The 20819-nt window shown below is 62.6% G+C and carries 23 protein-coding genes and 2 pseudogenes; 18 read left to right on the top strand and 7 right to left on the bottom strand.

The genetic code is table 11. The features are described from left to right. Positions 1–228 precede the first annotated feature (228 nt). The 3 genes and pseudogenes from QZ213_RS08105 to QZ213_RS08095 all read left to right on the top strand — a co-directional run. On the top strand, positions 229–432 hold the full coding sequence (locus QZ213_RS08105; protein ID WP_291685545.1) for a hypothetical protein: 204 nt from the start codon (positions 229–231) through the stop codon (positions 430–432). 132 nt (positions 433–564) lie between these two features. Continuing rightward, positions 565–720: a hypothetical protein gene (locus tag QZ213_RS08100; protein WP_291685544.1), complete on the top strand. Its 156-nt coding sequence runs from the start codon at positions 565–567 to the stop codon at positions 718–720. Positions 721–794: 74 nt separating this feature from the next. Continuing rightward, positions 795–955 (top strand): annotated as a pseudogene (locus QZ213_RS08095) (thioredoxin domain-containing protein); the annotation flags it as partial. An 83-nt stretch (positions 956–1038) separates the two neighbouring features. Here QZ213_RS08095 and QZ213_RS08090 read toward each other — a convergent pair. Next, the gene (locus QZ213_RS08090; RefSeq protein ID WP_291685543.1) at positions 1039–1533 is read right to left on the bottom strand and encodes a PilZ domain-containing protein; all 495 of its coding nucleotides are present in this window, start codon (positions 1531–1533) and stop codon (positions 1039–1041) included. 104 nt (positions 1534–1637) lie between these two features. On the opposite strand from QZ213_RS08090, the gene QZ213_RS08085 reads away from it, so the two are divergent. From QZ213_RS08085 to QZ213_RS08075, 3 genes are read left to right on the top strand one after another with little or no spacing between them, the layout of a single operon-like run. Further along, on the top strand, positions 1638–3047 hold the full coding sequence (locus tag QZ213_RS08085) for an MFS transporter (protein ID WP_291685542.1): 1410 nt from the start codon (positions 1638–1640) through the stop codon (positions 3045–3047). 2 nt (positions 3048–3049) lie between these two features. After that, on the top strand, positions 3050–4246 hold the full coding sequence (locus QZ213_RS08080; protein ID WP_291685541.1) for an acyl-CoA dehydrogenase family protein: 1197 nt from the start codon (positions 3050–3052) through the stop codon (positions 4244–4246). A gap of 11 nt (positions 4247–4257) precedes the next feature. Beyond that, positions 4258–4659 (top strand): VOC family protein, encoded by a 402-nt coding sequence (locus tag QZ213_RS08075; protein ID WP_291685540.1) that lies wholly within the window; start codon positions 4258–4260, stop codon positions 4657–4659. 415 nt (positions 4660–5074) lie between these two features. On the opposite strand, the gene QZ213_RS08070 is transcribed toward QZ213_RS08075, so the two are convergent. Continuing rightward, entirely contained in the window at positions 5075–5800 is a 726-nt protein-coding gene (locus QZ213_RS08070; RefSeq protein ID WP_291685539.1) for a Spy/CpxP family protein refolding chaperone, read from the bottom strand. 465 nt (positions 5801–6265) lie between these two features. Between QZ213_RS08070 and QZ213_RS08065 the strand changes: the two genes are divergently transcribed. The 7 genes from QZ213_RS08065 (at position 6266) to QZ213_RS08035 (ending at position 13763) form a co-directional block, all read left to right on the top strand. Next, complete coding sequence (locus tag QZ213_RS08065) at positions 6266–7606, top strand: extracellular solute-binding protein (RefSeq protein ID WP_291685538.1); 1341 nt, start codon at positions 6266–6268, stop codon at positions 7604–7606. Positions 7607–7780: 174 nt separating this feature from the next. Next, positions 7781–8719, top strand: a complete 939-nt coding sequence (locus tag QZ213_RS08060) for a sugar ABC transporter permease (protein ID WP_291685537.1) — start codon at positions 7781–7783, stop codon at positions 8717–8719. Further along, positions 8719–9633, top strand: coding sequence for a carbohydrate ABC transporter permease (locus QZ213_RS08055; protein ID WP_291685536.1), 915 nt, complete (start codon positions 8719–8721; stop codon positions 9631–9633). Before QZ213_RS08060 ends, QZ213_RS08055 begins: the two co-directional genes overlap by 1 nt. A 5-nt stretch (positions 9634–9638) precedes the next feature. Continuing rightward, positions 9639–10739 (top strand): sn-glycerol-3-phosphate ABC transporter ATP-binding protein UgpC, encoded by a 1101-nt coding sequence (gene ugpC, locus QZ213_RS08050; protein WP_291685535.1) that lies wholly within the window; start codon positions 9639–9641, stop codon positions 10737–10739. Between the two features lie 43 nt (positions 10740–10782). After that, a complete protein-coding gene (locus QZ213_RS08045) occupies positions 10783–11772 on the top strand; it encodes a hydroxyacid dehydrogenase (RefSeq protein ID WP_291685534.1) in 990 nt (329 codons plus the stop codon). A 65-nt stretch (positions 11773–11837) separates the two neighbouring features. Then, positions 11838–13262, top strand: a complete 1425-nt coding sequence (locus tag QZ213_RS08040; RefSeq protein WP_291685533.1) for an amidase — start codon at positions 11838–11840, stop codon at positions 13260–13262. A 99-nt stretch (positions 13263–13361) separates the two neighbouring features. Next, on the top strand, positions 13362–13763 hold the full coding sequence (locus QZ213_RS08035) for a hypothetical protein (RefSeq protein WP_291685532.1): 402 nt from the start codon (positions 13362–13364) through the stop codon (positions 13761–13763). 6 nt (positions 13764–13769) lie between these two features. Here the strand turns inward: QZ213_RS08035 and QZ213_RS08030 are convergent, their stop codons facing one another. Continuing rightward, positions 13770–14444 carry a DUF1993 domain-containing protein gene (locus QZ213_RS08030; RefSeq protein ID WP_365885052.1) on the bottom strand — a complete coding sequence of 225 codons (675 nt, stop codon included), beginning with the start codon at positions 14442–14444 and terminating at the stop codon, positions 13770–13772. A 39-nt stretch (positions 14445–14483) separates the two neighbouring features. Between QZ213_RS08030 and QZ213_RS08025 the strand changes: the two genes are divergently transcribed. Both QZ213_RS08025 and QZ213_RS08020 read left to right on the top strand, forming a co-directional pair. Continuing rightward, positions 14484–15260, top strand: coding sequence for a transporter substrate-binding domain-containing protein (locus tag QZ213_RS08025; protein ID WP_291685531.1), 777 nt, complete (start codon positions 14484–14486; stop codon positions 15258–15260). A gap of 261 nt (positions 15261–15521) precedes the next feature. Next, positions 15522–16301, top strand: coding sequence for a DUF2147 domain-containing protein (locus tag QZ213_RS08020; protein WP_291685530.1), 780 nt, complete (start codon positions 15522–15524; stop codon positions 16299–16301). A 10-nt stretch (positions 16302–16311) separates the two neighbouring features. Here the strand turns inward: QZ213_RS08020 and QZ213_RS08015 are convergent, their stop codons facing one another. Both QZ213_RS08015 and QZ213_RS08010 read right to left on the bottom strand, forming a co-directional pair. Then, positions 16312–16719, bottom strand: a complete 408-nt coding sequence (locus tag QZ213_RS08015; protein WP_291685529.1) for a cupin domain-containing protein — start codon at positions 16717–16719, stop codon at positions 16312–16314. A gap of 44 nt (positions 16720–16763) precedes the next feature. Further along, positions 16764–17462 carry a ribonuclease activity regulator RraA gene (locus QZ213_RS08010; RefSeq protein WP_291685528.1) on the bottom strand — a complete coding sequence of 233 codons (699 nt, stop codon included), beginning with the start codon at positions 17460–17462 and terminating at the stop codon, positions 16764–16766. Positions 17463–17684: 222 nt separating this feature from the next. Here QZ213_RS08010 and pxpB point away from each other — a divergent pair, with 222 nt between their 5' ends. From pxpB to QZ213_RS07995, 3 genes are read left to right on the top strand one after another with little or no spacing between them, the layout of a single operon-like run. Further along, positions 17685–18416, top strand: coding sequence for a 5-oxoprolinase subunit PxpB (gene pxpB / locus QZ213_RS08005; RefSeq protein WP_291685527.1), 732 nt, complete (start codon positions 17685–17687; stop codon positions 18414–18416). Continuing rightward, the gene (locus QZ213_RS08000) at positions 18413–19474 is read left to right on the top strand and encodes a biotin-dependent carboxyltransferase family protein (protein ID WP_291685526.1); all 1062 of its coding nucleotides are present in this window, start codon (positions 18413–18415) and stop codon (positions 19472–19474) included. The genes pxpB and QZ213_RS08000 overlap by 4 nt, the downstream gene beginning before the upstream one ends. 30 nt (positions 19475–19504) lie before the next feature. Beyond that, positions 19505–20278, top strand: coding sequence for a 5-oxoprolinase subunit PxpA (locus QZ213_RS07995; protein WP_291685525.1), 774 nt, complete (start codon positions 19505–19507; stop codon positions 20276–20278). A gap of 11 nt (positions 20279–20289) precedes the next feature. On the opposite strand, the gene QZ213_RS07990 is transcribed toward QZ213_RS07995, so the two are convergent. Both QZ213_RS07990 and QZ213_RS07985 read right to left on the bottom strand, forming a co-directional pair. Continuing rightward, positions 20290–20442 carry a hypothetical protein gene (locus QZ213_RS07990; RefSeq protein ID WP_291685524.1) on the bottom strand — a complete coding sequence of 51 codons (153 nt, stop codon included), beginning with the start codon at positions 20440–20442 and terminating at the stop codon, positions 20290–20292. Between the two features lie 176 nt (positions 20443–20618). Continuing rightward, a pseudogene (locus QZ213_RS07985) lies at positions 20619–20819 on the bottom strand (sulfite reductase subunit alpha); the annotation flags it as partial.

Here is a 20819-nt window from a genome sequence, read left to right as displayed (position 1 = left end):
CAGGAAGCGGCGCGGCCCAAGACGGGTCAACCCAAGACTGATCAGTCCAAGACTGATGAGTCCAAAAAGGATCCGCCTAAGACCGATCAATGGAGATAACGCCCCGCGTCTCGCCTCTCGTTCTTCCAAAAACGATCGCCAACCACCTTTCCTGTGCACGGCTCGTCCGAGTCTATTGCCCGCGGCCGCCGGTTGCGAAACTGTCCATAGTGCGCGCGGGGGCGTGAGATGCGTAATCAGGATGACGGATTTGACTACCACCGCTATCGGCAATTGCTTGCCGAAGCGGTCGACGAGAAAAAGCGGCTGGCCCTTATCGACATGCTGATCGAGGAGCGGGCCAGGGAACGGCTGGAAGCGCAACGCGTATCCGATCGGGCCGCCATGACCGCCTCGGTCATCGCTACCGTGCTCAACACCTCACGGGATTGATTTCGGTCCATTGCCGGTGCCGGGGTACAGCCGGCGAGATTCAATTAACGATGCGTCTCAATCAGCCATAAACATTTTGCGACTAAAAGCTCTCGGGCCCGATGCATTTCAGGGCCAATAACGGGGGTTTCCATGAGCATGATTTCTGTCGTTTCGATGCGTTCGATTGGCGCCGCGCGCACCGACGACCATTCACCCATGCCGGTCGCATTGTTTTGCTGCGTTGGGCTGGTGGTGTCGCTCTGCCTGGTGGCGTCCGGCATCGACCTCGGCGCCGGCTGGGTCTAACGGTTCGCGTTGTCTTGGCTTTGTTGCGGGGCGGGCCCTTGCGGCCCGCCGTTGCTAGCGGCGTCTTTTCGAGCGCGCCATTCGAACAAAACGTTTTCCCGATGCTGAAGTCGAAATACGTCGACACCGGCAGGTGCGGTTCGTGTTTCGGGAATTCCCGCTCGACGTCAAGGCCGCGGCCGCCTCGATGCTGGCCCGCTGCATCGCCGGTAACGATGCCGGGAAATATTTCGCGGCCGTCGAGGCGCGACGCCGACCTTCTTCGTCAATGGCGAAAAGCTCACGGGCGCGATGTCGTTCGAGGAACTGACCAGAAGATCAGATCGCTGCCGAAACGATAAGCTCATCATCCGTCGTCGGAAGGCGCAGCTCTTGCGGCACCGCAGCGAAACTGACGCCGATACGGTTTTTCTGGATCCAGGCGATGCGGCATTCGCGGACCGAGGAATCCTTTGCCAGCACCAGGCGGAAGCGCGAGGGAACAAACGCCGGGTTCGGAACCTCGATGGCCGCGCCTTCGACCGAGATATTGCAGACCACGCAGCTGATCACGGAACCGCCCGACGACACGTAGCCGGGCTCGTTGATTTCGGTCCGCGGATGTTTTCGTCTTTCTTCCATATGCTTCGGCCTTGCTCGCGTCGCGGAGGCCGCAAGCCTAGCGCAAATCCCTAAACAAATTAGAATCGGTCTCGCCGCCTTGCACCATTTGGTTGGGCGGTAGCGGCGGGGGTGCACCAATTCAGCGTGAACCATCAATCCGTACAATCTGCGGTGGATCGCTTCGGGTGTTCGCCGCGATTTGAAATTCACGCTCTTCCGTTCGCAGCTTCGACGGCGTAGCATCCTGACACCGGCGATGGGTAGGCGCGACGCTCGCTGCTGAAACAAAAGAACATGCGCCAAGGGGAAATGCCATGTTCGAGATACTCGATCGACGTACGAGTCTGTCCGGCAACCAGATCAAAATCCTCGCCGCAGCGATTATCGGCGACGCGCTTGAATTCTTCGATTACTTCCTGATCGGCTTCGTGCTCGCTTTCCTGATCGGGCCGTGGAAACTCACCTTCGGCCAATCGGCTACCGTGCTGATGAGTTCCGGCATCGGCGCCATCATGGGCGCCTATGCCTGGGGCTGGCTTGCCGACCGCATCGGCCGCCGCAAGGTCTTCATCGGCACTGTGCTCAATTTCTCCATCGCCACCGGCCTCCTGTATTTCACACCGGACAATGGCTGGATCTATCTCTCCGTGATGCGCTTCTTCGTCGGCCTGGGCGTCGGCGGGCTCTATTGCGTCGACCTGCCGCTGGTGCAGGAGTTCATGCCTTCCTCCAAGCGAGGCTGGGTCGGCGGCCTCGTCACCTGCGTGATCCCGCTGGGAACCGGGCTGGGCGCGGTGCTCGGCGCCTCCATCGGCAGCGGCGACTGGCGGTTGCTGTTTGCGATCGGCGTGTTGCCGGCGTTGCTGGTGCTGCTGGTCCGCCTCTGGGTACCGGAGTCGCCCCGTTGGCTTTGCCGTCAGGGCCGCTACGACGAAGCACGCCAGTCGCTTGCCTGGGCGCTGCAGATGGAACCCTCTGCGCTGCCGTTGCCGACGGCCGCGGATGCCGGTCCGATCGTCAAGAGCAACTGGCTCGACCTCTTCAAATATCCGCGCAGCCTGATCGTTTCCTGGCTCGGCAATGCCGGCGCCCAGACCGGCGTCTACGGCATCACGCTTTGGGTGCCGTCGCTGTTCGTGCTGCTGCTCAAGGTGACGCCGCAGGAAGCCGCAAAAATGATGATCCTCTTGACCATCTTCGGCTTCATCGGTCGCCTCTCCTTCGCCTTCTTCTCCGAACTGATGGGGCGGCGCAACGCCGGCGGCCTGTTGGGGTTCGGGGCCGGCGTCCTGACGATCGTGGCGGGCTACAATTACGATTCCATGATCATGGGCGTATCGGCGTTCTGGTTGATCCTGGCCGTCACCTACTTTTTCGCCGATGGGGGCTTCGCCATTGTCGGACCCTATGCGGCGGAAATCTGGCCCTCGCATCTCAGAACTACAGGCATGGGTTCCGCTTATGGGTTCGGCGGCATCGGCAAGATCATCGGGCCGGTCGGGCTCGCCATGATCGTCGGCTCCGGCAACTACCTCAAGCCGGACGTGCCGTTACCGCAGATACCGCTTGCCTTCGTCTATCTCGGCTGCTGGTTCCTGATGGCCGGAGCGGTGTATTATTTCCTCGGCATCGAGACCAGGGGCAAGTCGATCGAACAGATCGACAGGGAGTTGGCCTTCACGGCTGATCTGCCCGCAGCCACGGCCTCAATGCGGCAGGCGTAACCTTGGCTACGTTGATCGCGACTTCCGCCGATCTCGCCGGCGACCGGGCCCTCATTGCGCGTGCCGAAGCGGTGCGCACCGCGGTGGCGGGCGCTTCGAACGAGATCGAGAGCACGCGCCGGCTGACGCCGGCGCTGCTCGACAAATTGCACGAGGCGGGCCTGTTCCGGCTCCTGCTGCCGCGCTCGTCGAACGGGATCGAGACCGATCCCCTCACCTTCTTCCACGTCATCGAGACCATCGCGCGCGCCGATGCCTCGACGGCGTGGTGTCTCAGCCAGGCCGGCGGCTGCGCCATGTCGGCGGCCTATCTCGATTTGCCGGTCGCGCGCGCGATTTTCGGCAGCGATCCGCGGGCCGTGCTTGCCTGGGGTCCCGGGCCGAAGGTCAAGGCGATCGAGTGTGAAGGCGGCTACAAGGTCACGGGGGTGTGGTCCTTCGCCTCGGGTGGCCGCCATGCGACCTGGCTTGGCGCTCACTGTCCAATCTACCAGGCCGACGGCTCGCCGAGGCTTGACGCCACCGGCGTCCAGCAAGAGCGCACCATGCTGGTGCGCAACACAGACGTCGTATGGACCGACATCTGGAACACGGTCGGGCTGCGCGGCACCGCCAGCGATCAGTTCGCGCTCGAGGATTTCTTCGTCCGATCCGACCATTCGATCACCCGCGAATTCGACCGGGAGTGCCGCGAAAACGGTCCGCTCTATCGGATGGGCAACGGCACCTGCTATCAGGTCGGCTTCGCCGGCGTCGCCTGCGGCATTGCCCGCGGCGCGATCGACAACTTTCTTGAGATCACCCGCAAAGTGCCGCGGGGTGCGAAGAATGCGCTGCGCGAAAATGCCGTGGTGCAGTCCAATCTGGCCCAGGCCGAGGTCAATCTCCGGGCCGCGCGATGTTACGTCCTGCAGTCGATGGCCGACATCTGGCAGCACCTCTGCGCCGGAGCCGTCATCACGGTCGAGCAGCGCATCACGATGCGCCTTGCTGCGACCCACGCCATTCACAAGGCGCGCGAGGCGGTCGACTTCGCTTACAATGCCGCGGGCGCTACCGCGATTTTCGAGAACCACCCGCTGGAGCGCCGCTTCCGCGATATCCACACCGTGACCCAGCAGCTGCAGGGCCGGCTCAGCCATTTTGAAACCGTCGGCGCTTGGATGATGGGCGCCGATGCCGATCTCACCTTCGTCTGAGGAGAAGACCTATGCCGCTTGGCGTTCTGCAACATTTCACCATCGAGCCCTCCGATCTGGAGAAGACCAAGGATTTCTATTGCGACGTGCTGGGGCTGGAGAACGGCGAACGTCCGCCGCTCGATTTCCCAGGTTACTGGCTCTATTCCGGCGGCGTCGCCACGGTACACTTGATGGGCACGCGCAAGCCGCGCGACGGCATCGTGGTGCGCGGCACCGAGAAGAAATATGAGGATACCGGCCGTCTCGACCATATCGCTTTTGCCGCGACCGATGTCGAAGGCGTGCGCAAGCGCCTGCAATCGAGGGGCGTGAAATTTCGCGAGAGCATCGTGCCGCGCACCGGCGATACCCAGTTCTTTCTCTACGATCCCGACGGTGTCGGCGTGGAGCTGAATTTCCCGAAGGCGTAAGGCCTCGTGCCGCCGTTGCGCTTCGGTTTGGACGGCGAACTGCCGTCCGAATCGCTTTGAGCTGGCAGCGCGGGCGTTCAACGTCCCTAAGTGCTCGTCTAACGCTTACGCCGTCCTGGCGATGTCAGCCGTGCGTCCGGATTGTGCTCCAAAGAACACAGTGGTCAGGGTTGTTCACGGATTTTGCGTGCAACGGCCCCAATTCCCGAAGAGGCCATCAGCCCGCCATCACTCGGGCACGAAGCGGACAGCGTTTCCTCAATTTTGCGTGAGGAATAGAAGGGCCGCGCCGCTGCGGCAGGATAGTCGGGTGCAGTGCCTTCCACCTACCCCAGGGCACATGTACCCGACTATTCGCGGCCGCTCGCCACCGGTGGGCGCGCAAAGCTGCGTCATGGCTTGGCGGATTTCGCGCCTAGTCCAGTCCGCGCTCATGACTCAAGCGGACCATTTCCTCGATAAAGACCTGCTTCTGCTTGTCGTTGAGGCTGGCGAACAGCGGCTCGGCCGCGTCGGCGACGTTGCGCTGGTCCACCGCACGGTCGTTGAGGAACTGCGCTTCGTTACGCATCTGCTCGACGATGTCGTCGGGAGGGTCGCGCTTGGCGCGCGCAATCCGCAAGTTGAGACGGTCGGCGCCATTGTGGCCGAGATAATGCATCGCGCTACTGAAGCCGGCCCAGTGCTTTTCCTGCTCGGGCGTAAGGCCAAGTTCGGCCTTGATCCGGTCGATATTCGCGTCGCTGTTGGCGACGATCTGTTCGGCGGTCAGCTGCGGCTCGCCTTGCTCCTGGGTCAGCACAGTCGCCTGCTTGGCTCCCTTGCCGCCCTTGCCGGCCTTCGCCGTTTTCGAAGCGCCGCCCTGCTTGGTCCCGGCTGCGCTATTTGTCGCAGGCGCGGCCTGCCCGTTCCTCCCCACCCCAAGCACGCCAGTGAAGACACCGACCACGCCGCCGATCGCGCCGCCGAGCACGCCGCCCACCGGTCCGGCAGCCCTGTTGCCGGCCTGTGCCCCCTGCTGAACGCCTTGAACCACCTGCGCATCTACCGCGGAAGGCGCGCCAAAAAGCATGACGACAACGGCCCCAAACGCAAGGCGCCGTGTCGAACGCGCTCGCGCCGTCGATGTCGGGCTGGTCATTTATTTAGTCTCCATGGTCAATCTTGATCTCCTGCCGGAGCTTTCGAAAACAGGCGATGAGAATCCCGCCATCGGATCCCGACACTATCGTTTTCGTACCACGCGAGTCCACCGTTGCCCGCCTTCGCCGCGATCAGGAAAGTATTGCTGCAATAGCCAGTTAAGCGAAACTGAAACAGGACTGCGACGGTATTGCGCACCGACTTCATGCGATGCCTGACAGCAATGTGTGCGCCGCAATATGCAGATAGCCCACGAGCGGCTGGATCGCGGAACCGACGCCACGGCTCGTTGGGGCACAACGTTAGTTCTAGAGCTTCGAGCCGGCTGGTTTCTCGACAGATGCCGGCAATTCTGCTCTGATCCCGCAACACAAAACTTCCGCGCCATCACGCAGCGTCGGCTTCGCGTGTCGCAAGACGGGGGAAAAACCAAAACATTTTGGCTCAGCAGAGAGGGAACGCCATGTCACGGAGAAAGCTGTCTCGACGACAATTCGTAGCTGCCACCGCACTAACGTCCGCTGCGATGATCACCGCGCCCTATGTCCGGGGCGCGTATGCGGCCGGCAAACTGACGATGGGCTTCTGGGACCACTGGGTTCCCGGCGCCAACAAGGCCTCCACGGATCTGGTCAACGAATGGGCCGCCAAGGAGAAGGTCGAGGTTTCCATCGACTACATTACGAGCCAGGGCAAGAAGAACGAGATAACGATCGCCGCCGAGGCTCAGGCCAAGTCCGGCCATGACATTCTCGCGATGCCGACCTGGTGGCCGCACGCGCAGTCCGACCTGCTCGAGCCCGTCAACGATATCATGGAGCCGCTGATCCAGCAGAACGGCGCCGTCAACGGCACGGTGCAGTATCTCGGCAAGCTGGGCGACAAATGGCTCGGCGTTCCCGCCTGTGTCGGCAGTCAGATCAAGGGCCCCTGCTCCCGCATCGACCTGATGAAAAAATTCGCCAATATCGATGTCCAGGAGATGTATCCGGCGGGCAGCGCGCCCAAGGCGGATAACTGGACCACCGATACGTTTCTCAAGGCCGCCGAAGCCTGCCACAAGGGCGGCGTGCCCTTCGGCATCGGTCTCGGTGAAACCAGCGACTCCGTCGATACCGTCGGCGCGTTCTTCCTGGCCTTTGGAGCCGAGGTTGTCGATGCCAAGGGCAACGTCACCGTCAAGAACGACAACGTGCGGCAGGTCCTGGAATACTACAAGAAGCTGATGGCATTCCTGCCGCCCGATGCGCCGGCATGGGATGATGCCTCCAACAACAAGTGGCTGGTTTCAGGCAAGGGCGCACTGATCATGAATCCGCCCAGTGCCTGGGCGGTTGCCAAGCGTGACGCCCCGCAAGTCGCCGAGCAATGCTGGACCCACGGCTTCCCGGTGGGACCAAAAGGCCGCTTTGCACCGTTCCTGCCCTATTTCTGGAGCGTCTGGAACTTCTCCAAGAACAAGGAAGCGGCAAAAAGCCTGCTGACGCATTTGTCGCAGCCTGCTTCGATCGAGAAAATGGTGGTGGCGAGCGGCGGCTACGACCTGCCGGCGTTCGAGAAGCTCACCACCCTGAAGGTATGGGCCGAGGAAGGACCGCCGAAGGGCACGTTGTTCCACTACCCCAACCCGTACAACCACCAGAAGTTGTCGATCTCGGCATCGCCGGCGCCGCCGAAGGTCGCCCAGCAGATCTACACCCAGGCGACGCTGACCAAGATGTGCGTGCGTTTCTACCAGGGCGAAGCCATGGAGAAGACGCTGGCCTGGGCGGAAGGCGAACTCGAAGGCTTCATGCGGAGCTGACGTTGAGGATCTCGCCGCGACGGCCTTTCTGGCCGCAGCCCGCCGCGGCGCGCATCCGCAATGACGCGTTGCGTCAACACGATAGGCAGCCGGACGAGATGCCGGCTGCCCGCTGATACATCCGAAAACATGCCGGATATCCGGCTCCTCTGAAACGCACGAGGAAGATGCATCATGGTCGATTTCGCGCTTCAGCCCAACAGCGTTCCCGAAACGCGAGCCAAGCGAAAACGTGCAAGTCTGCGAACCGCACTCAAGCGGAAGTCGACCGCAGCCTTCCTCATGACGCTGCCGCTGATCCTGCTGATCTCGATTATGGTGATCTATCCGGCGTTCTATTCGCTGCATTTGGCAACACTCAACAAGTCGATGCAGCGCTTTGTCGGCTTCGGCAATTTTGAGTTCCTGTTCAAACGCGAAACGTTTTGGCTGGTCGTGAAGCAGTCCTGCATCTTCGCGATCACGGCCGTGGTATTCAAGGCGCTGATCGGTTTCATTGTCGCGCATTTCGTCCACAACATCCCCGTCAAGGGCCAGCGCAAGTGGCGCGGGATGCTCCTGGTGCCCTGGGTCATTCCGCCGGCGATGAGCACGCTGGCGTGGCTGTGGCTGTTCGATCCGTCGTACAGTGCTTTCAACTACACCCTTTCGTTTTTCGGCATCGGGCCGATTCCCTGGACCGGCGACGCCTCCTGGGCCCGTTTCTCGGTCATTCTGGTGAACATCTGGTATGGCGCGCCGTTCTTCATGATCATGTATCTGGCTTCGCTGAAGTCCGTGCCCGAGCAACTCTATGAGGCCGCGGCGATCGACGGCGCCAATTGGTGGCAGCGCATCTGGTACGTGACGCTGCCGATGATGCGCAACATCATCGCGATCACCACGCTGTTCTCGCTGATCGTGACCTTTGCCAATTTCGATATCGTCCGCATCCTGACGTCAGGCGGCCCGCTTGACCACACGCATATCTTTGCGACCTGGGCATTCCGTGTCGGCATCGAGGGCGGCGACATTCCGCTCGGCGCCAGCGTCTCGCTGTTCATGTTCCCAATCCTGGCGATCGCGGCGGTGTTCATCCTGCGCGACATCAACAAACGCGGGAACGAAGCCTGATGACCAGCACAATCGTAATCGACAAGGCCGCGCCGACCCGCGCCGTCAAATATGGCAGCATGAGCCGCGACCGGACCTGGGCGCTGCGATGGTCGTACTTCTTCCTGACGCTGTTTGCGGTGTTCTCGCTGGTGCCGCCAATTTACATGCTGATTACTTCGCTGAAGAGCAGCGCGGAGATTTCGGCGGCAACCAATCCCTGGTGGGTATTCCATCCGACGCTTTCGAATTACGTCGAATTGCTGTCATCGAACCAGTTTCTGACGTTCTTCCGGAACTCGGCCTTCGTTTCGATCTTCGTGGTGACGATTACAATGCTGATCAGCATCCCCGCGGCCTTCGCATTGTCCCGCATGCGGTTCTGGGGCTCGGCGACGCTCGCCACCGGCGTATTCCTGACCTATCTCATTCCGGACTCCCTGTTGTTTCTGCCGCTGTTCAAGATGTTCGCGGTATTCGGCGACTGGACCGGCATCCAGCTCATCAACAGATGGTACGTGCTGCTGTTCGTTTATCCAACGCTGACCGTGCCGTTCTGCACCTGGATCATGATCGGCTATTTCGCCTCGATCCCGAAGGAACTCGATGAGGCCGCCATCATCGACGGCGCCTCGTGGTTCCAGACCCTGACGCGGATCTTCATTCCGGTCGCGATGCCCGGTCTGATCGCCGCGACCATTTTCGCGTTCACGGTCTCATGGGCGCAATTCCTGTATCCGCTGGTGTTCACGACCTCGACCGACCAGCTGGTGCTGCCGGTGGGCATCATCACCTCCCTGATCAAGGGCGACGTCTTCAACTGGGGGCAGATCATGACCGGCGCCCTGCTGGGCGCCGCCCCGCCGCTCATCATCTACGCGTTCCTGATGGACTACTACATTGCCGGGCTGACCGCCGGCGCTACAAAGGGTTGATGCTCATGGCTGACGTCACGTTGCGTAAGGTTATCAAGCGCTATGACGACGTCGAGGCGGTGCGCGGCATCGATCTCGACATCGCCGACCATGAGTTTGTCGTGCTGGTGGGCCCGTCGGGCTGCGGCAAGTCGACCACGCTGCGGATGATCGCCGGCCTCGAGGACATCACCGATGGCGACATCATGATCGGCGGCGACGTGGTCAACGACGTGCCGCCGAAGGACCGCGATATCGCGATGGTGTTCCAGAACTACGCGCTGTACCCGCACATGACAGTCGCGGAAAACATGTCGTTCGGCCTGCGGCTGAAGCACTATCCGAAGGCCGAGATCAAGAGCCGGGTCACCGAAGCCGCGCGCATGCTCGACATCACCGATCTGATCGACCGCAAACCGAAACAGCTTTCCGGCGGCCAGCGCCAGCGCGTGGCGATGGGGCGCGCCATCGTGCGCAATCCGAAAGTGTTCCTGTTCGATGAACCGCTCTCCAATCTCGACGCCAAGCTTCGGGTCCAGATGAGGATCGAAATCAAGAAGGTGCATCAGAAAGTGCGCACCACCACCGTTTACGTTACCCACGATCAGGTCGAGGCGATGACGCTTGCCGACCGGGTCGTGGTGATGAACCACGGCCGCATCGAGCAGATCGGCACGCCCAACGAGCTCTATCACCACCCGGCAACGCGCTTTGTCGCCGGCTTCATCGGCTCGCCGGCGATGAATTTCATACCCTGCCGGCTGGAGGAGGCCGGCGGCAGCCTGAACATACGGTTGACCGACCGGATCGCTTTCCCGCTGCCGCCGGCTCGCGCGGCGCGCTATCAGACGGTTCCGCGAAACGAGAAATTGCTGCTGGGCCTGCGGCCGGAGCATATCACCGAAGCGAAGCAGCATAAGGAGCCTGGGGTCGAAAACTTCGACACGGTGCTGGACGTCACCGAACCGATGGGGATGGAGACGCTGATTTACTTCATGCTCGAAGAGGTCGAAGTCTGCGGGCGGGTCAATCCCAATGCCGGCGCCCGCGACGGCGGCCCGCTTCGATTGGCAGTAGACCTCAACAATATGCACCTGCTAAATGAGGGCACCGGCGTCGTCCTTTGACGGCCGCACAACAAGAAAAGCCACGAGCTGGGCGGGACGGGGAATGGCCACCAACAAGAAGAAAATATTCGTCACTGAATCGATGTCGCAGCAAGGACGGGATCTATTGAAGGAGCGGGACGACATCGAACTCGTCGAATTCCCCAACATGATATCAGCCAAAGACTTTGAGACCATGCTGCGGGAGCAGGCGCCGGTCCATGGCGTGGCGCTCGGCGCAACCCGCTTCGGCGAGCCCGAGCTTGAGGCATCCGGGGACATGAAGGTGGTGACCCGGATCGGCGTCGGATACGACGCCGTCGATGTCCCTGCCCTGAGCCGCCGCAAGGTCCCGTTGATGGTAGCGGGCACCGCCAATTCGCCGTCGGTCGCCGAGCAGGCGTTGTTCATGATGCTGACACTGGCCAAGCGGGCGGTGGAAATGCATTCCATCGTCAAGGACGGCAAATGGGCTCACCGCCTGGGCATGCTGCCCTATGATCTCTTCGGCAAGACGGTGCTGATCATCGGCTTCGGCCGTATCGGCACCCGCACCGCCAAGCGCTGCCTTGCCATGGAAATGAACGTTCTGATCTACGATCCCTACAAGCCTGCCGCCGAGATCAAGACGGCGGGCTGCGAGCCGGTCGGCGATCTCGACACGGCGCTGCCGCGAGCCGATTTCGTCAGTATCCACTGCCCGAAGACGCCGGAGACGGTCGGGATGTTCAATGCGGCGCGGTTGCAGCGCATGAAACCCACGGCCTATCTTATCAATACCGCGCGCGGCGGCATCGTCGAGGAGAAGCCGCTCTATGCGGCGCTGGTGTCGGGCAAACTCGCCGGCGCGGGCCTCGACGTGTTCGAACACGAGCCGCCGCCGTCGGGCCATTCGCTGTTCGAGCTTCCCAATGTCATCATGGCCCCGCACGTTGCGGGCGTCACGCGGGAGGCGGTGGACCGGATGAGCGTGCAGACCGCACGCAACATCCTGAGCGCGCTCGATGGCGAGCCGATCCGGCAGAACGTCATCAACCAGGACGTACTCGGCTGATCGCTCTTTGAGGCTATCACCGTTAACTTCGCCGGCTTCGTGGCTTCAGGGGCAGCAGTACCGATATGGCCTTCAAAGAATACGGCAGTTATGACGGAATCGGGCTCGCCGAACTCGTCCGCAAGAGGCAAGTCAGTCCAAAGGAACTACTGGACGAGGCGATCGCCCGCACCGCCAAGGTCGATCCACAGATCAATGCTGTGGTCGTCAAGCATTACGACTATGCGGAGCGGCAGATCGACAAGGGACTGGCGGACGGCCCCTTCACCGGCGTGCCGTTTCTGTTGAAAGATCTCGATATTCTCGAGGGCACACGGACGACCTTCGGCGCCAGCATCTACAAGGATGACGTCGCCGACCACACCGGCACCCTGGCCGGGCGCTTCCTCAGGGCCGGCGTGACGATCTTCGGCAAGAGCGCCAGCCCCGAATTCGGCTTGATGCCGACCACGGAGTCGCGCCTGCATGGTCCGACCCGAAATCCCTGGAATCTCGCGCACTCCTCAGGTGGTTCGTCCGGCGGCGCGGCCGCAGCCGTCGCGGCACGGATTCTTCCGGTCGCGCATGCCAGTGACGGCGGCGGCTCGATACGGATTCCGGCGTCCGCTTCCGGCGTTTTCGGATTGAAGCCGACCCGCGCCCGCAATCCGCTCGGTCCGGATCGCGGCGAAGGCTGGAGCGGGTTTTCCTGCGGCCACGTCGTGAGCATCAGCGTGCGCGACAGTGCGGCGATGCTCGACGCTGTCCAGGGCCCCGAGCCGTCGAGTCCCTATGTTGCGCCGCCGCCGGCGCGGCCGTACCTCGAGGAGGTCGGCCGCGATCCCGGTCGCCTGCGCATCGCCTTTACCGACAAGTCGCCTTATGGCGATGCCATCGATCCCGAAATCGCAGCAGCGACGCGGGAGATCGCGGCGCTGCTCTCCGGATTTGGCCATCATGTCGAGGAGCGCGCGCCTGCGCTGGCCGCCGATCCGGCCGCGGTGATGTCGACCATCGTGTCCGCCAACACCGCGCTGAATGTTCGGATAGCGGAGGCGCGTTTCGGCCGCGCCATGACGGAGCGCGATTTCGAGATATTGACGCTGGCAAGCGCCTACAACGGGCAAAAGGCGACGGCGACCGACTATGTGGCGGCACAACTTGCCGCCTTCCAGATCTCGCGCGCGCTCGCGGCATTCTTCGAGACCTGCGACGTGTTGCTGTGCCCGACGCTTTGCTCGCCTCCGTTGCGGGTCGGCGAGCTCAATACCATGGCGCAGGATCTGTCGCATATCGGGCCCGTCTTGAGGCGCTATATGCCGGCGACCTCCATGTTCAACATGTCCGGTCAGCCGGCGATGTCGGTGCCGCTAGCGTGGAACAGGGCCGGATTGCCGCTCGGCATGATGTTCGCGGCGCGCTTCGGCGACGAGGCAACCTTACTACGCCTGGCGGCCCAGCTCGAACGGGAACGCCCGTGGAAGGCCAAATTGCCTCCGATTTGCGCCTGAACCGACAAAACTCAGCCTCATTCGGGAGCGAGGGATGGAACCCGGCGCCAACTGTGGGCTTTGCCCTGTTTAGTTGCGCAATTCTTGGGGGCAGGAATTTTGACTCAAAGCGACCCGACCGATAATGCGCTGGCAGCCATCGCCAGCATCCTCGATCACCCGGAATCCCACGGCGGGCCGGAAATGCCGCCGGCTGACGACACGCCTATCGCCCCCGAGCGGGGCTCCGCGGAGGGCTATTCCAGGGTCGGTCCGGGCCCGATGGCGGCCATCCGTTTCAAATGGACGGTCCGGCGCGCGGAAGACGGCTACTATTATGTCGACGAGACGATCGGCGAAACCACCGCGCCCTTGGTCACCGGGCCGATGTCGGCGGATGCCGCGGTGAAGTTCGTTGACGAGCGCGAGAGCGAAGCGCGACGGCGCTTCGAGGCGCTCAGAAACGAAATGGCCGGGCGCAGCGCGGCCGCGAATCTCGTCCGCAAGGACGGCGAGGTCTAGCTTGGCTCACGCCAAGGACCGGCTCGGCGTTCCCAAAAAATCCTTCTTGACGAGATCGACGCCGCAATGGCGCAAGATGTCGTAGGCCGTCGTGACGTGAAAAAAGAACTGCGGCACGCTGAACGTCAGCAACAGAGACAGGCCGGTAAACTCCCGCGTCGAGCCGCTTCTGAACGTGAAAATCACCCGCTTGATTTCAGTACCGTTGATGTCGGCGGGTTGCAGGCTCCGCATGAACGCGACCACGGTTGCGATGCGTGCCTTCAGTTCGGGAATGTCGGGCTCGATATCCGGAAATACCGGCGCCTCAACGCCGGCCAACAGGGCACAGGCAAGAAGCGCATGCCGATTGGCCTCCCCCACCTGCCGCGTGAGGCTGTACATGTTGGGATAAAGCTGCGCGTCGAGCAGCACAGAGGGATCGATCTCTTTCGCTTCGGCGTAAGCGGCGGCACGGTCGAGAAGGTCGGAAAGGCTGCCAAGAAATTGTGTGAAGACTTCAACCGACGCCTGGTGCATTGAAATGGTCAACGTTGTGTTCCTCTTCCCCGCGTCAAGCCTGAAACTGCCGGATTGAACTAGCAGTCGATCCCCACAATTCGCAACGAGCTTTGCATTCGCCCGGCGCCTGGTTTTGAAACCGGACCGCGCAACGATATGCTGCGGGGGCGCGATGGTCACCGGATTCAGGAGTGGCCGGCGTCCTTCCGGAGGAAATAGATGGTTCGAGTTCTGTCGTCTCTCGCCGTGGTCTTCTTGCTGATGACGGCTTCCGCCCATGCCCAGCAAGCCTCCCGGCTCGACGATATCATCAAGCGCGGCAGCTTGCGCGTCGGCCTGACCGGCGACTATCTGCCGTTCAGCTCGCTGGACAAGGAGACGTCGAAATTCCGGGGATTCGACGTCGACATGGCCGAGGCGCTCGGCAAGGCGCTCGGCGTCAAGGTCGACTATGTCCACACGGCGTGGCCGCAATTGATGAAGGATTTCGAAGCCGACAATTTCGATATCGCAATGGGCGGCGTCTCGATCACGCTGGACTGGCAGAAGAAAGGTCTGTTCTCGACGCCCATCATGCTCGAGGGCAAGACGCCAATCGCGCGCTGCAGCGATGCCGGCAAATACCAGACCCTCGCCGATATCGACAGGCCCGGCACGCGCGTCATCGTCAATCCCGGAGGCACCAATGAGCGATTTGCCAGGGCCAACATCAAGACCGCCGAAATCAAGACCTGGAACGACAACGTCACGATCTTCGACGAAATCGCCAAAGGCGACGCCGATCTGATGATGACGGATGCCTCGGAGACGCGATACCAGCAGAAACTTCATCCCGGCGTGCTCTGCGCGGTGCATCCGGAAAGGCCGTTCGACTTCGCCGAGAAGGCCTATTGGATGCAGCGCGACCTTGCACTGAAGGCCTTCGTCGATCAGTGGCTGCACATCGCGATCGAGGACGGCAGTTTTAAGAAGATCTATGCCGTCTGGTTTGAATGACACGGCAGCCGAATGGCGCGCCCTTCCGGTAACTCCCTGATTTAAAATTTGCAGCGTCGAGCAACCCAGGAAATCTCTGGCACTACCGGTTGTTCTCGGAAATTGACCGCCTCTACCGTGCTAAATTAGACTGGTCCGCAAAGATATTGAACCAAAGCCGCTGATTGACGACTCATACTTTGAAAGTGATGTAGGTCACGTTGCTCGGAATTGCCGAAGCGTAGGGTCGGGACTGGGATTCCACCTGCTCAGGAGGTCATGATGAAAAAGCTTGTTGCTCTCGCCGCGTTTCTGCTGGCGAGCACCGCTGCGCAGGCTCAGTACAGCTTCGAATATGGCGGACGGACCATTCGCATCGATCCTGACCGCGGCACGGTGTCGATCCCGGGCGTCTATGACAACACCGGACGGCGACCCAAGCGCTCGCAGGACAGCGACCGCCCGCGCAAACAGGCGCCGCAGCAGGCCAAGGTCGACCCGCAAGCCCCCGCTCCGGAACCTGCCGCGACCGAACAGCCCGCGCCCGCGAACGCCCAGCCCATGCCTTCAACAGCCACGGCAACCGTCGCGCCCACGGATACCGCGGCTTCGACGCAAGCTCCGGCAGCGCAGCCAGCGGCCGGCGCCCCCGCGCCGCAACTGCAGCCGGACGCCGCGCCCGTCGCCAAACCCGCTGCTCCCGAGGTGGTCGCGACGACCGCGCCCGCTCCAAAGCCCCCAGCGCCCGCGGTTCAGCAGGCCAATTCGCCGCTCGGCATGTGGCTGACCGAAGAGAAGGAAGGCAAGGTCAGAATCGAGCAATGCGGCGCCAACCTCTGCGGCTATTCGGTGGACTCGAAATCGAACCAGAACGGCGAACAGGTTCTGATCAACATGAAGCCCGGAAAAGACTCCAGATGGAGCGGGCGAATTCTCGACCCCAACAGCGGCAGCACCTATGATTCGACGATCGCGCTGAAGGGACCAGATACGCTTCGCGTTCAGGGGTGCGCCTTCGGCGGCATGTTCTGCGGCGGCCAGACCTGGAGCCGGGTGAACTAGCAGCCGGCTTTCAACCGGCGACCTTTGCCGAATATTCCGCGTCGGTCACCGGCTCCATCCAGGTCACATAACTTCCGTCCAGCGCTTCCTGCATCGCGATGTGGGTCATGCCATTGGCCGGCGAGGCGCCATGCCAATGCTTTTCGCCCGGCGGAATCCACACGACGTCGCCCGGCCGGATCTCGAGTATCGGACCTCCCTTGGTCTGGACCCGGCCGACGCCCGCGACGACATACAGCGTCTGGCCCAGCGGGTGGGTATGCCAGTTCGTCCGCGCGCCAGGCTCGAAGGAGACGCGGTTCGACGCAACGCGCGCCGGGGCTTCGGTGGCGATGATCGGATCCTGCCAGACCGTGCCGGTGAAATATTCCTTGGGTGCCCGGCGGGTCGGCCGCGAACCGGCGAGATGGATATCCATGGAGTTCCTCCTGCGGTGACGGACGCTGTTTGCTGGCGTCCCGATTATTTCTTCGACGCCGCGTAGCGCGCCTTGGTCTCGGCATTCATAGGATAGAGCCCCGGCAGCACGGCACCGGCCTTCACCTCGTCGACGATCCAGGCTTCCATGCGCTCCTGCTCGGCGCCTTCGGCGAGAACCAGATCGAGGAAGGCCTGAGGGATTACCACGGCGCCGTCCTGATCGGCGACGATGACGTCGTTCGGAAAGATCGCCACGCCGCCGCAGCCGATCGGCTCGCCCCAGCCGACGAAGGTCAGCCCGGCGACCGAAGGCGGCGCCGCGTAACCGTCACACCACACCGGTAGATTGGTGCCCAGCACGCCTTCGAGATCGCGCACCACGCCGTCGGTGACAAGCGCGGCCACGCCGCGTTTGACCATGCGCGCGCACAGAATGTCGCCGAAGATGCCGGCGTCGGTGATGCCCATGGCGTCGACCACGGCGATACAGCCTTCCGGCATGGCCTCGATCGCGGTCCTCGTCGATATCGGCGACGACCAGGATTCCGGCGTCGCCAGATCCTCGCGCGCAGGCACGAAGCGGAGCGTGAAGGCCGACCCGACCAGCCGTTTCTGTCCCGGCCGCAGCGGTCGCGCGCCCCGCATCCAGACGTTTCGCAGGCCCTTTTTGAGCAGGACCGTGGTGATGGTAGCGGTGGTCACACCGGACAGCGTCTTGATCGCTTCGGGGGTCAGGGACATCGAAAACGGAACTCCGCTAAGGGATTAGTTGGGCCGGCGCATCTTGCGGGGCGCGGGCATCGCGTCAAGGGGCGTTGCCGGGTCGTGGCTGAGGGGGCTGCCCTGCAATCGCGACATCAGCCGAATTTATCGCCGCGATGCCGATTAATTTATTGAACTTGCAGGCCCATTTGCTTTGAGACGAATTCCACTTCGAAGCAAGTTCGGCTAGTGTGGCGTGGCATGGCCGCGACGCTCTCCCCGCCCCGTATTCTGCCAAGTGGCGACAGCGCCATCACGGTCGAATTCAGCCACAACATCGACGATGCCGCAAACCAGCGGGTGCTGGCGCTCGACCGTACGCTGGCGAATGACCCGGTCGCAGGAGTCACCGAAACGGTCCCGACCTATCGATCCCTGCTGGTGCATTATGACCCCGTGCGGATCGATTTCGACACGCTGGGCGCTAAACTTGTCGCGCTTGCGCAACTTCCGGCTCCGCCGACGGCCAAAACGCGGCGCTGGCGCATCCCAGTGGTCTACGGCGGCGAGCATGGCATCGATCTCGAAGATGTCGCCAAGGCACTCAAGACCACCGCGGATGATATCGTGGCGCGCCATGTCGCCGGCGACTACCGCGTGGCCATGATCGGGTTCACGCCGGGCTGGTCCTATCTCAGCGGACTCGAGAAATTCCTGCATATGCCGCGCCGGCAAGATCCGCGGCTGTTGACGCCGGCCGGCACGATCTCGATCGGCGGGGTGCAAACCGGCGTCCAATGTCTGGCCGGTCCGAGCGGCTGGCATCTGTTGGGACGGACCGCGGTGAGGACCTATCAACTGCATCGCAACCCCATTTTCCTGCTGGAGCCCGGCGACCGCGTGAAATTTTCGCAAGTCGACGCCAGGACCTTTGCCGAGCAGGATCGCGCCGCGGCGGGCGGCGAGATCGTCGCCGAGTTGATGGCGTCATGAGCAAGCTCGTCGTTTCCACCATTGGGCCGGCGAGCTCGGTGCAGGACGGCGGCCGCCACGGCGCGCAGCGCTACGGTCTGACGCCGAGCGGCGCGATGGACCCGCTCGCGCTCGCGGCAGCCAACACGCTGGTCGGAAACGGCGCTTTCGACGCCGCGATCGAGATCGGTCCGTTCGGCGCCGCCCTAACCGCGCGCGAAGGTGCTGTGCGTGTCGCGTTGTCGGGAGCGCCGCGCAGCGCCGACATCGCCAGCCGCGCCATTGCATGGGATAGTTCGACGACGCTGGCGGACGGCGAAACCCTGACCCTGGGTTTTGCCCGCGGCGGCGCGTTCAGCTATCTCGCGATCGAAGGCGGGATTACGGGCGAGTCCATGTTCGGCAGCCTCGCGGTCAATGCTCGCGCCGGTCTCGGCAGCCCCTACCCGCGTCCGCTTCAGGCCGGCGATGAATTGCAGACCCGTGCTGCAAGCGCTGCCGCGGAGCGCCGGATCGAGCTTCCGGCCATCGCGGAAGGCCCGATCCGCGTGGTGCTGGGTCCGCAGGACGACGAATTCGGCGACGAAGCCAAGAACCTGTTTTTCGATAGCGAGTGGAAGATATCGGCGACCAGCGATCGCATGGGCTACCGGCTCGAAGGCCCCGTGATAAGACATCTGCACGGCCACAACATCGTCTCCGACGGCACCGTGAACGGCAGCATCCAGGTGCCCGGCAACGGCGCGCCCATCGTGCTGATGCCGGACCGCGGCACCAGCGGCGGCTATCCCAAGATCGCCACCCTGATCACGGCCGATCTCGGACGGTTCGCGCAGATTCCCGCCGGCAAGGGATTTCGGTTCAAGGCCGTCAGCATGGCGGAGGCGCAAGGCGAGGCGCGGAATTTTGCCAAATTGCTCCGCACCCTGCCCGACCGGCTCAGAGCCATCGAGACTTTCGATCTCAACATCGAGGCGCTCAGGGATGCTAATGTCGCTGGCAGCGCCGTCAGCGCCATCGACGCCAGAACATGGCAAGCGCAGTCTGCGGATGCTCTGGCGCTAGATGGAAGAGACTGACGGAAGATCCACGCGCGCAAGAGGACAGACATGACCACCATCGATCTCAACTGCGATCTCGGCGAAAGTTTCGGACCCTGGGAGATGGGCAACGACGCCGCCATGATCGAGCTCGCTACCTCCGTCAACATTGCCTGCGGTTATCATGCCGGCGACGCCGACATCATGCGCAAGACGGTCGAGCTTGCGAAGGCGCGCGGCGTCTCGATTGGCGCCCATCCTGGCTACCGCGACCTGCATGGCTTCGGCCGCCGGCCCTTTCCCGGCATGAAGGCTTCCGAAATCGAAAACCTCGTCGCCTATCAGATCGGCGCGCTGCAGGCGATCGCGACAGCGGCCGGTCACAAGGTCACCCATGTCAAGGCGCACGGTGCGCTGTCGAACGTCGCCTGCGAGGATGACATGACCGCCAGGGCGATTGCCTCCGCGATCAGGGCGGTCGACCCCAATCTGGTCTTCGTGGTGCTCGCCAATTCGAAGCTGGTGCAGGCCGGCGAAGTCGCCAACCTGCCGATGGTCCACGAAGTGTTCGCCGATCGCGCCTACGAAGACGACGGCTCGCTGGTGTCGCGCCGCAAGCCCGGCGCGGTGCTGCACGACGCCAAGGAGATCGCGGACCGCGTAGCGCGGATGGTGCAGGACGGCGCGGTGGTTTCAGTCACGGGCAAGGTAATCAAGATGCGCACCGACACCGTTTGCATCCACGGCGACACGCCGGGCGCCGTCGATATCGCGCGCGGCGTGCGGCAGGCGTTGAAGGACGCGGGCATCGAGGTGGCGCCCTTCATCAGGAAGGCGAATTAGCGAGATCCCGATCAGAACGGGTGAACCGACAGCGAGCCGAACACCACCGCCGCAATGAGCGCGAAGGCGCCGTACAGCGCAGCCGCATGGAACCCGTTTCCCGTTCGCCGGGACAGGGAACGCGCATAAAGATGCAGGCGGGCTTCCGCCGATAGTTCGCGCATGGTGGATCTCCAACGCCCCATCGTTGGCATTGGAATACGCTTGGCGGCCGGGCGCAAGATAACCCTGCAAATAGCGATATGAAAGCTCCGTGAGGGCCCGATCGGAGTCAAAACTTCTCCGGAAAGGATTCATGCGAGAAGATTATTCGGCCCGATTTGAACCAACTGGAACCCGATCAGTAGACATCGAGCTGGAATCGTCCCTTCTTCTTGAGGTCCCCGACAAAGAGCACCGCCTCGTCGGTCGTCCGCGCGCCAAATTGCGCGACGATATCGACCAGCGCACGCTCGACATCCTTGGCCATCCGCTTGGCGTCGCCGCAGACATAGATGGTGGCGCCTTCGGCGAGCCAGTTCCACAATTCGCGGCCGACCTC

The sequence above is a fragment of the Bradyrhizobium sp. genome, assembly GCF_017881085.1.
Lineage (GTDB): Bacteria > Pseudomonadota > Alphaproteobacteria > Rhizobiales > Xanthobacteraceae > Bradyrhizobium.
This window is presented reverse-complemented; position numbering and strand designations above follow the sequence as displayed.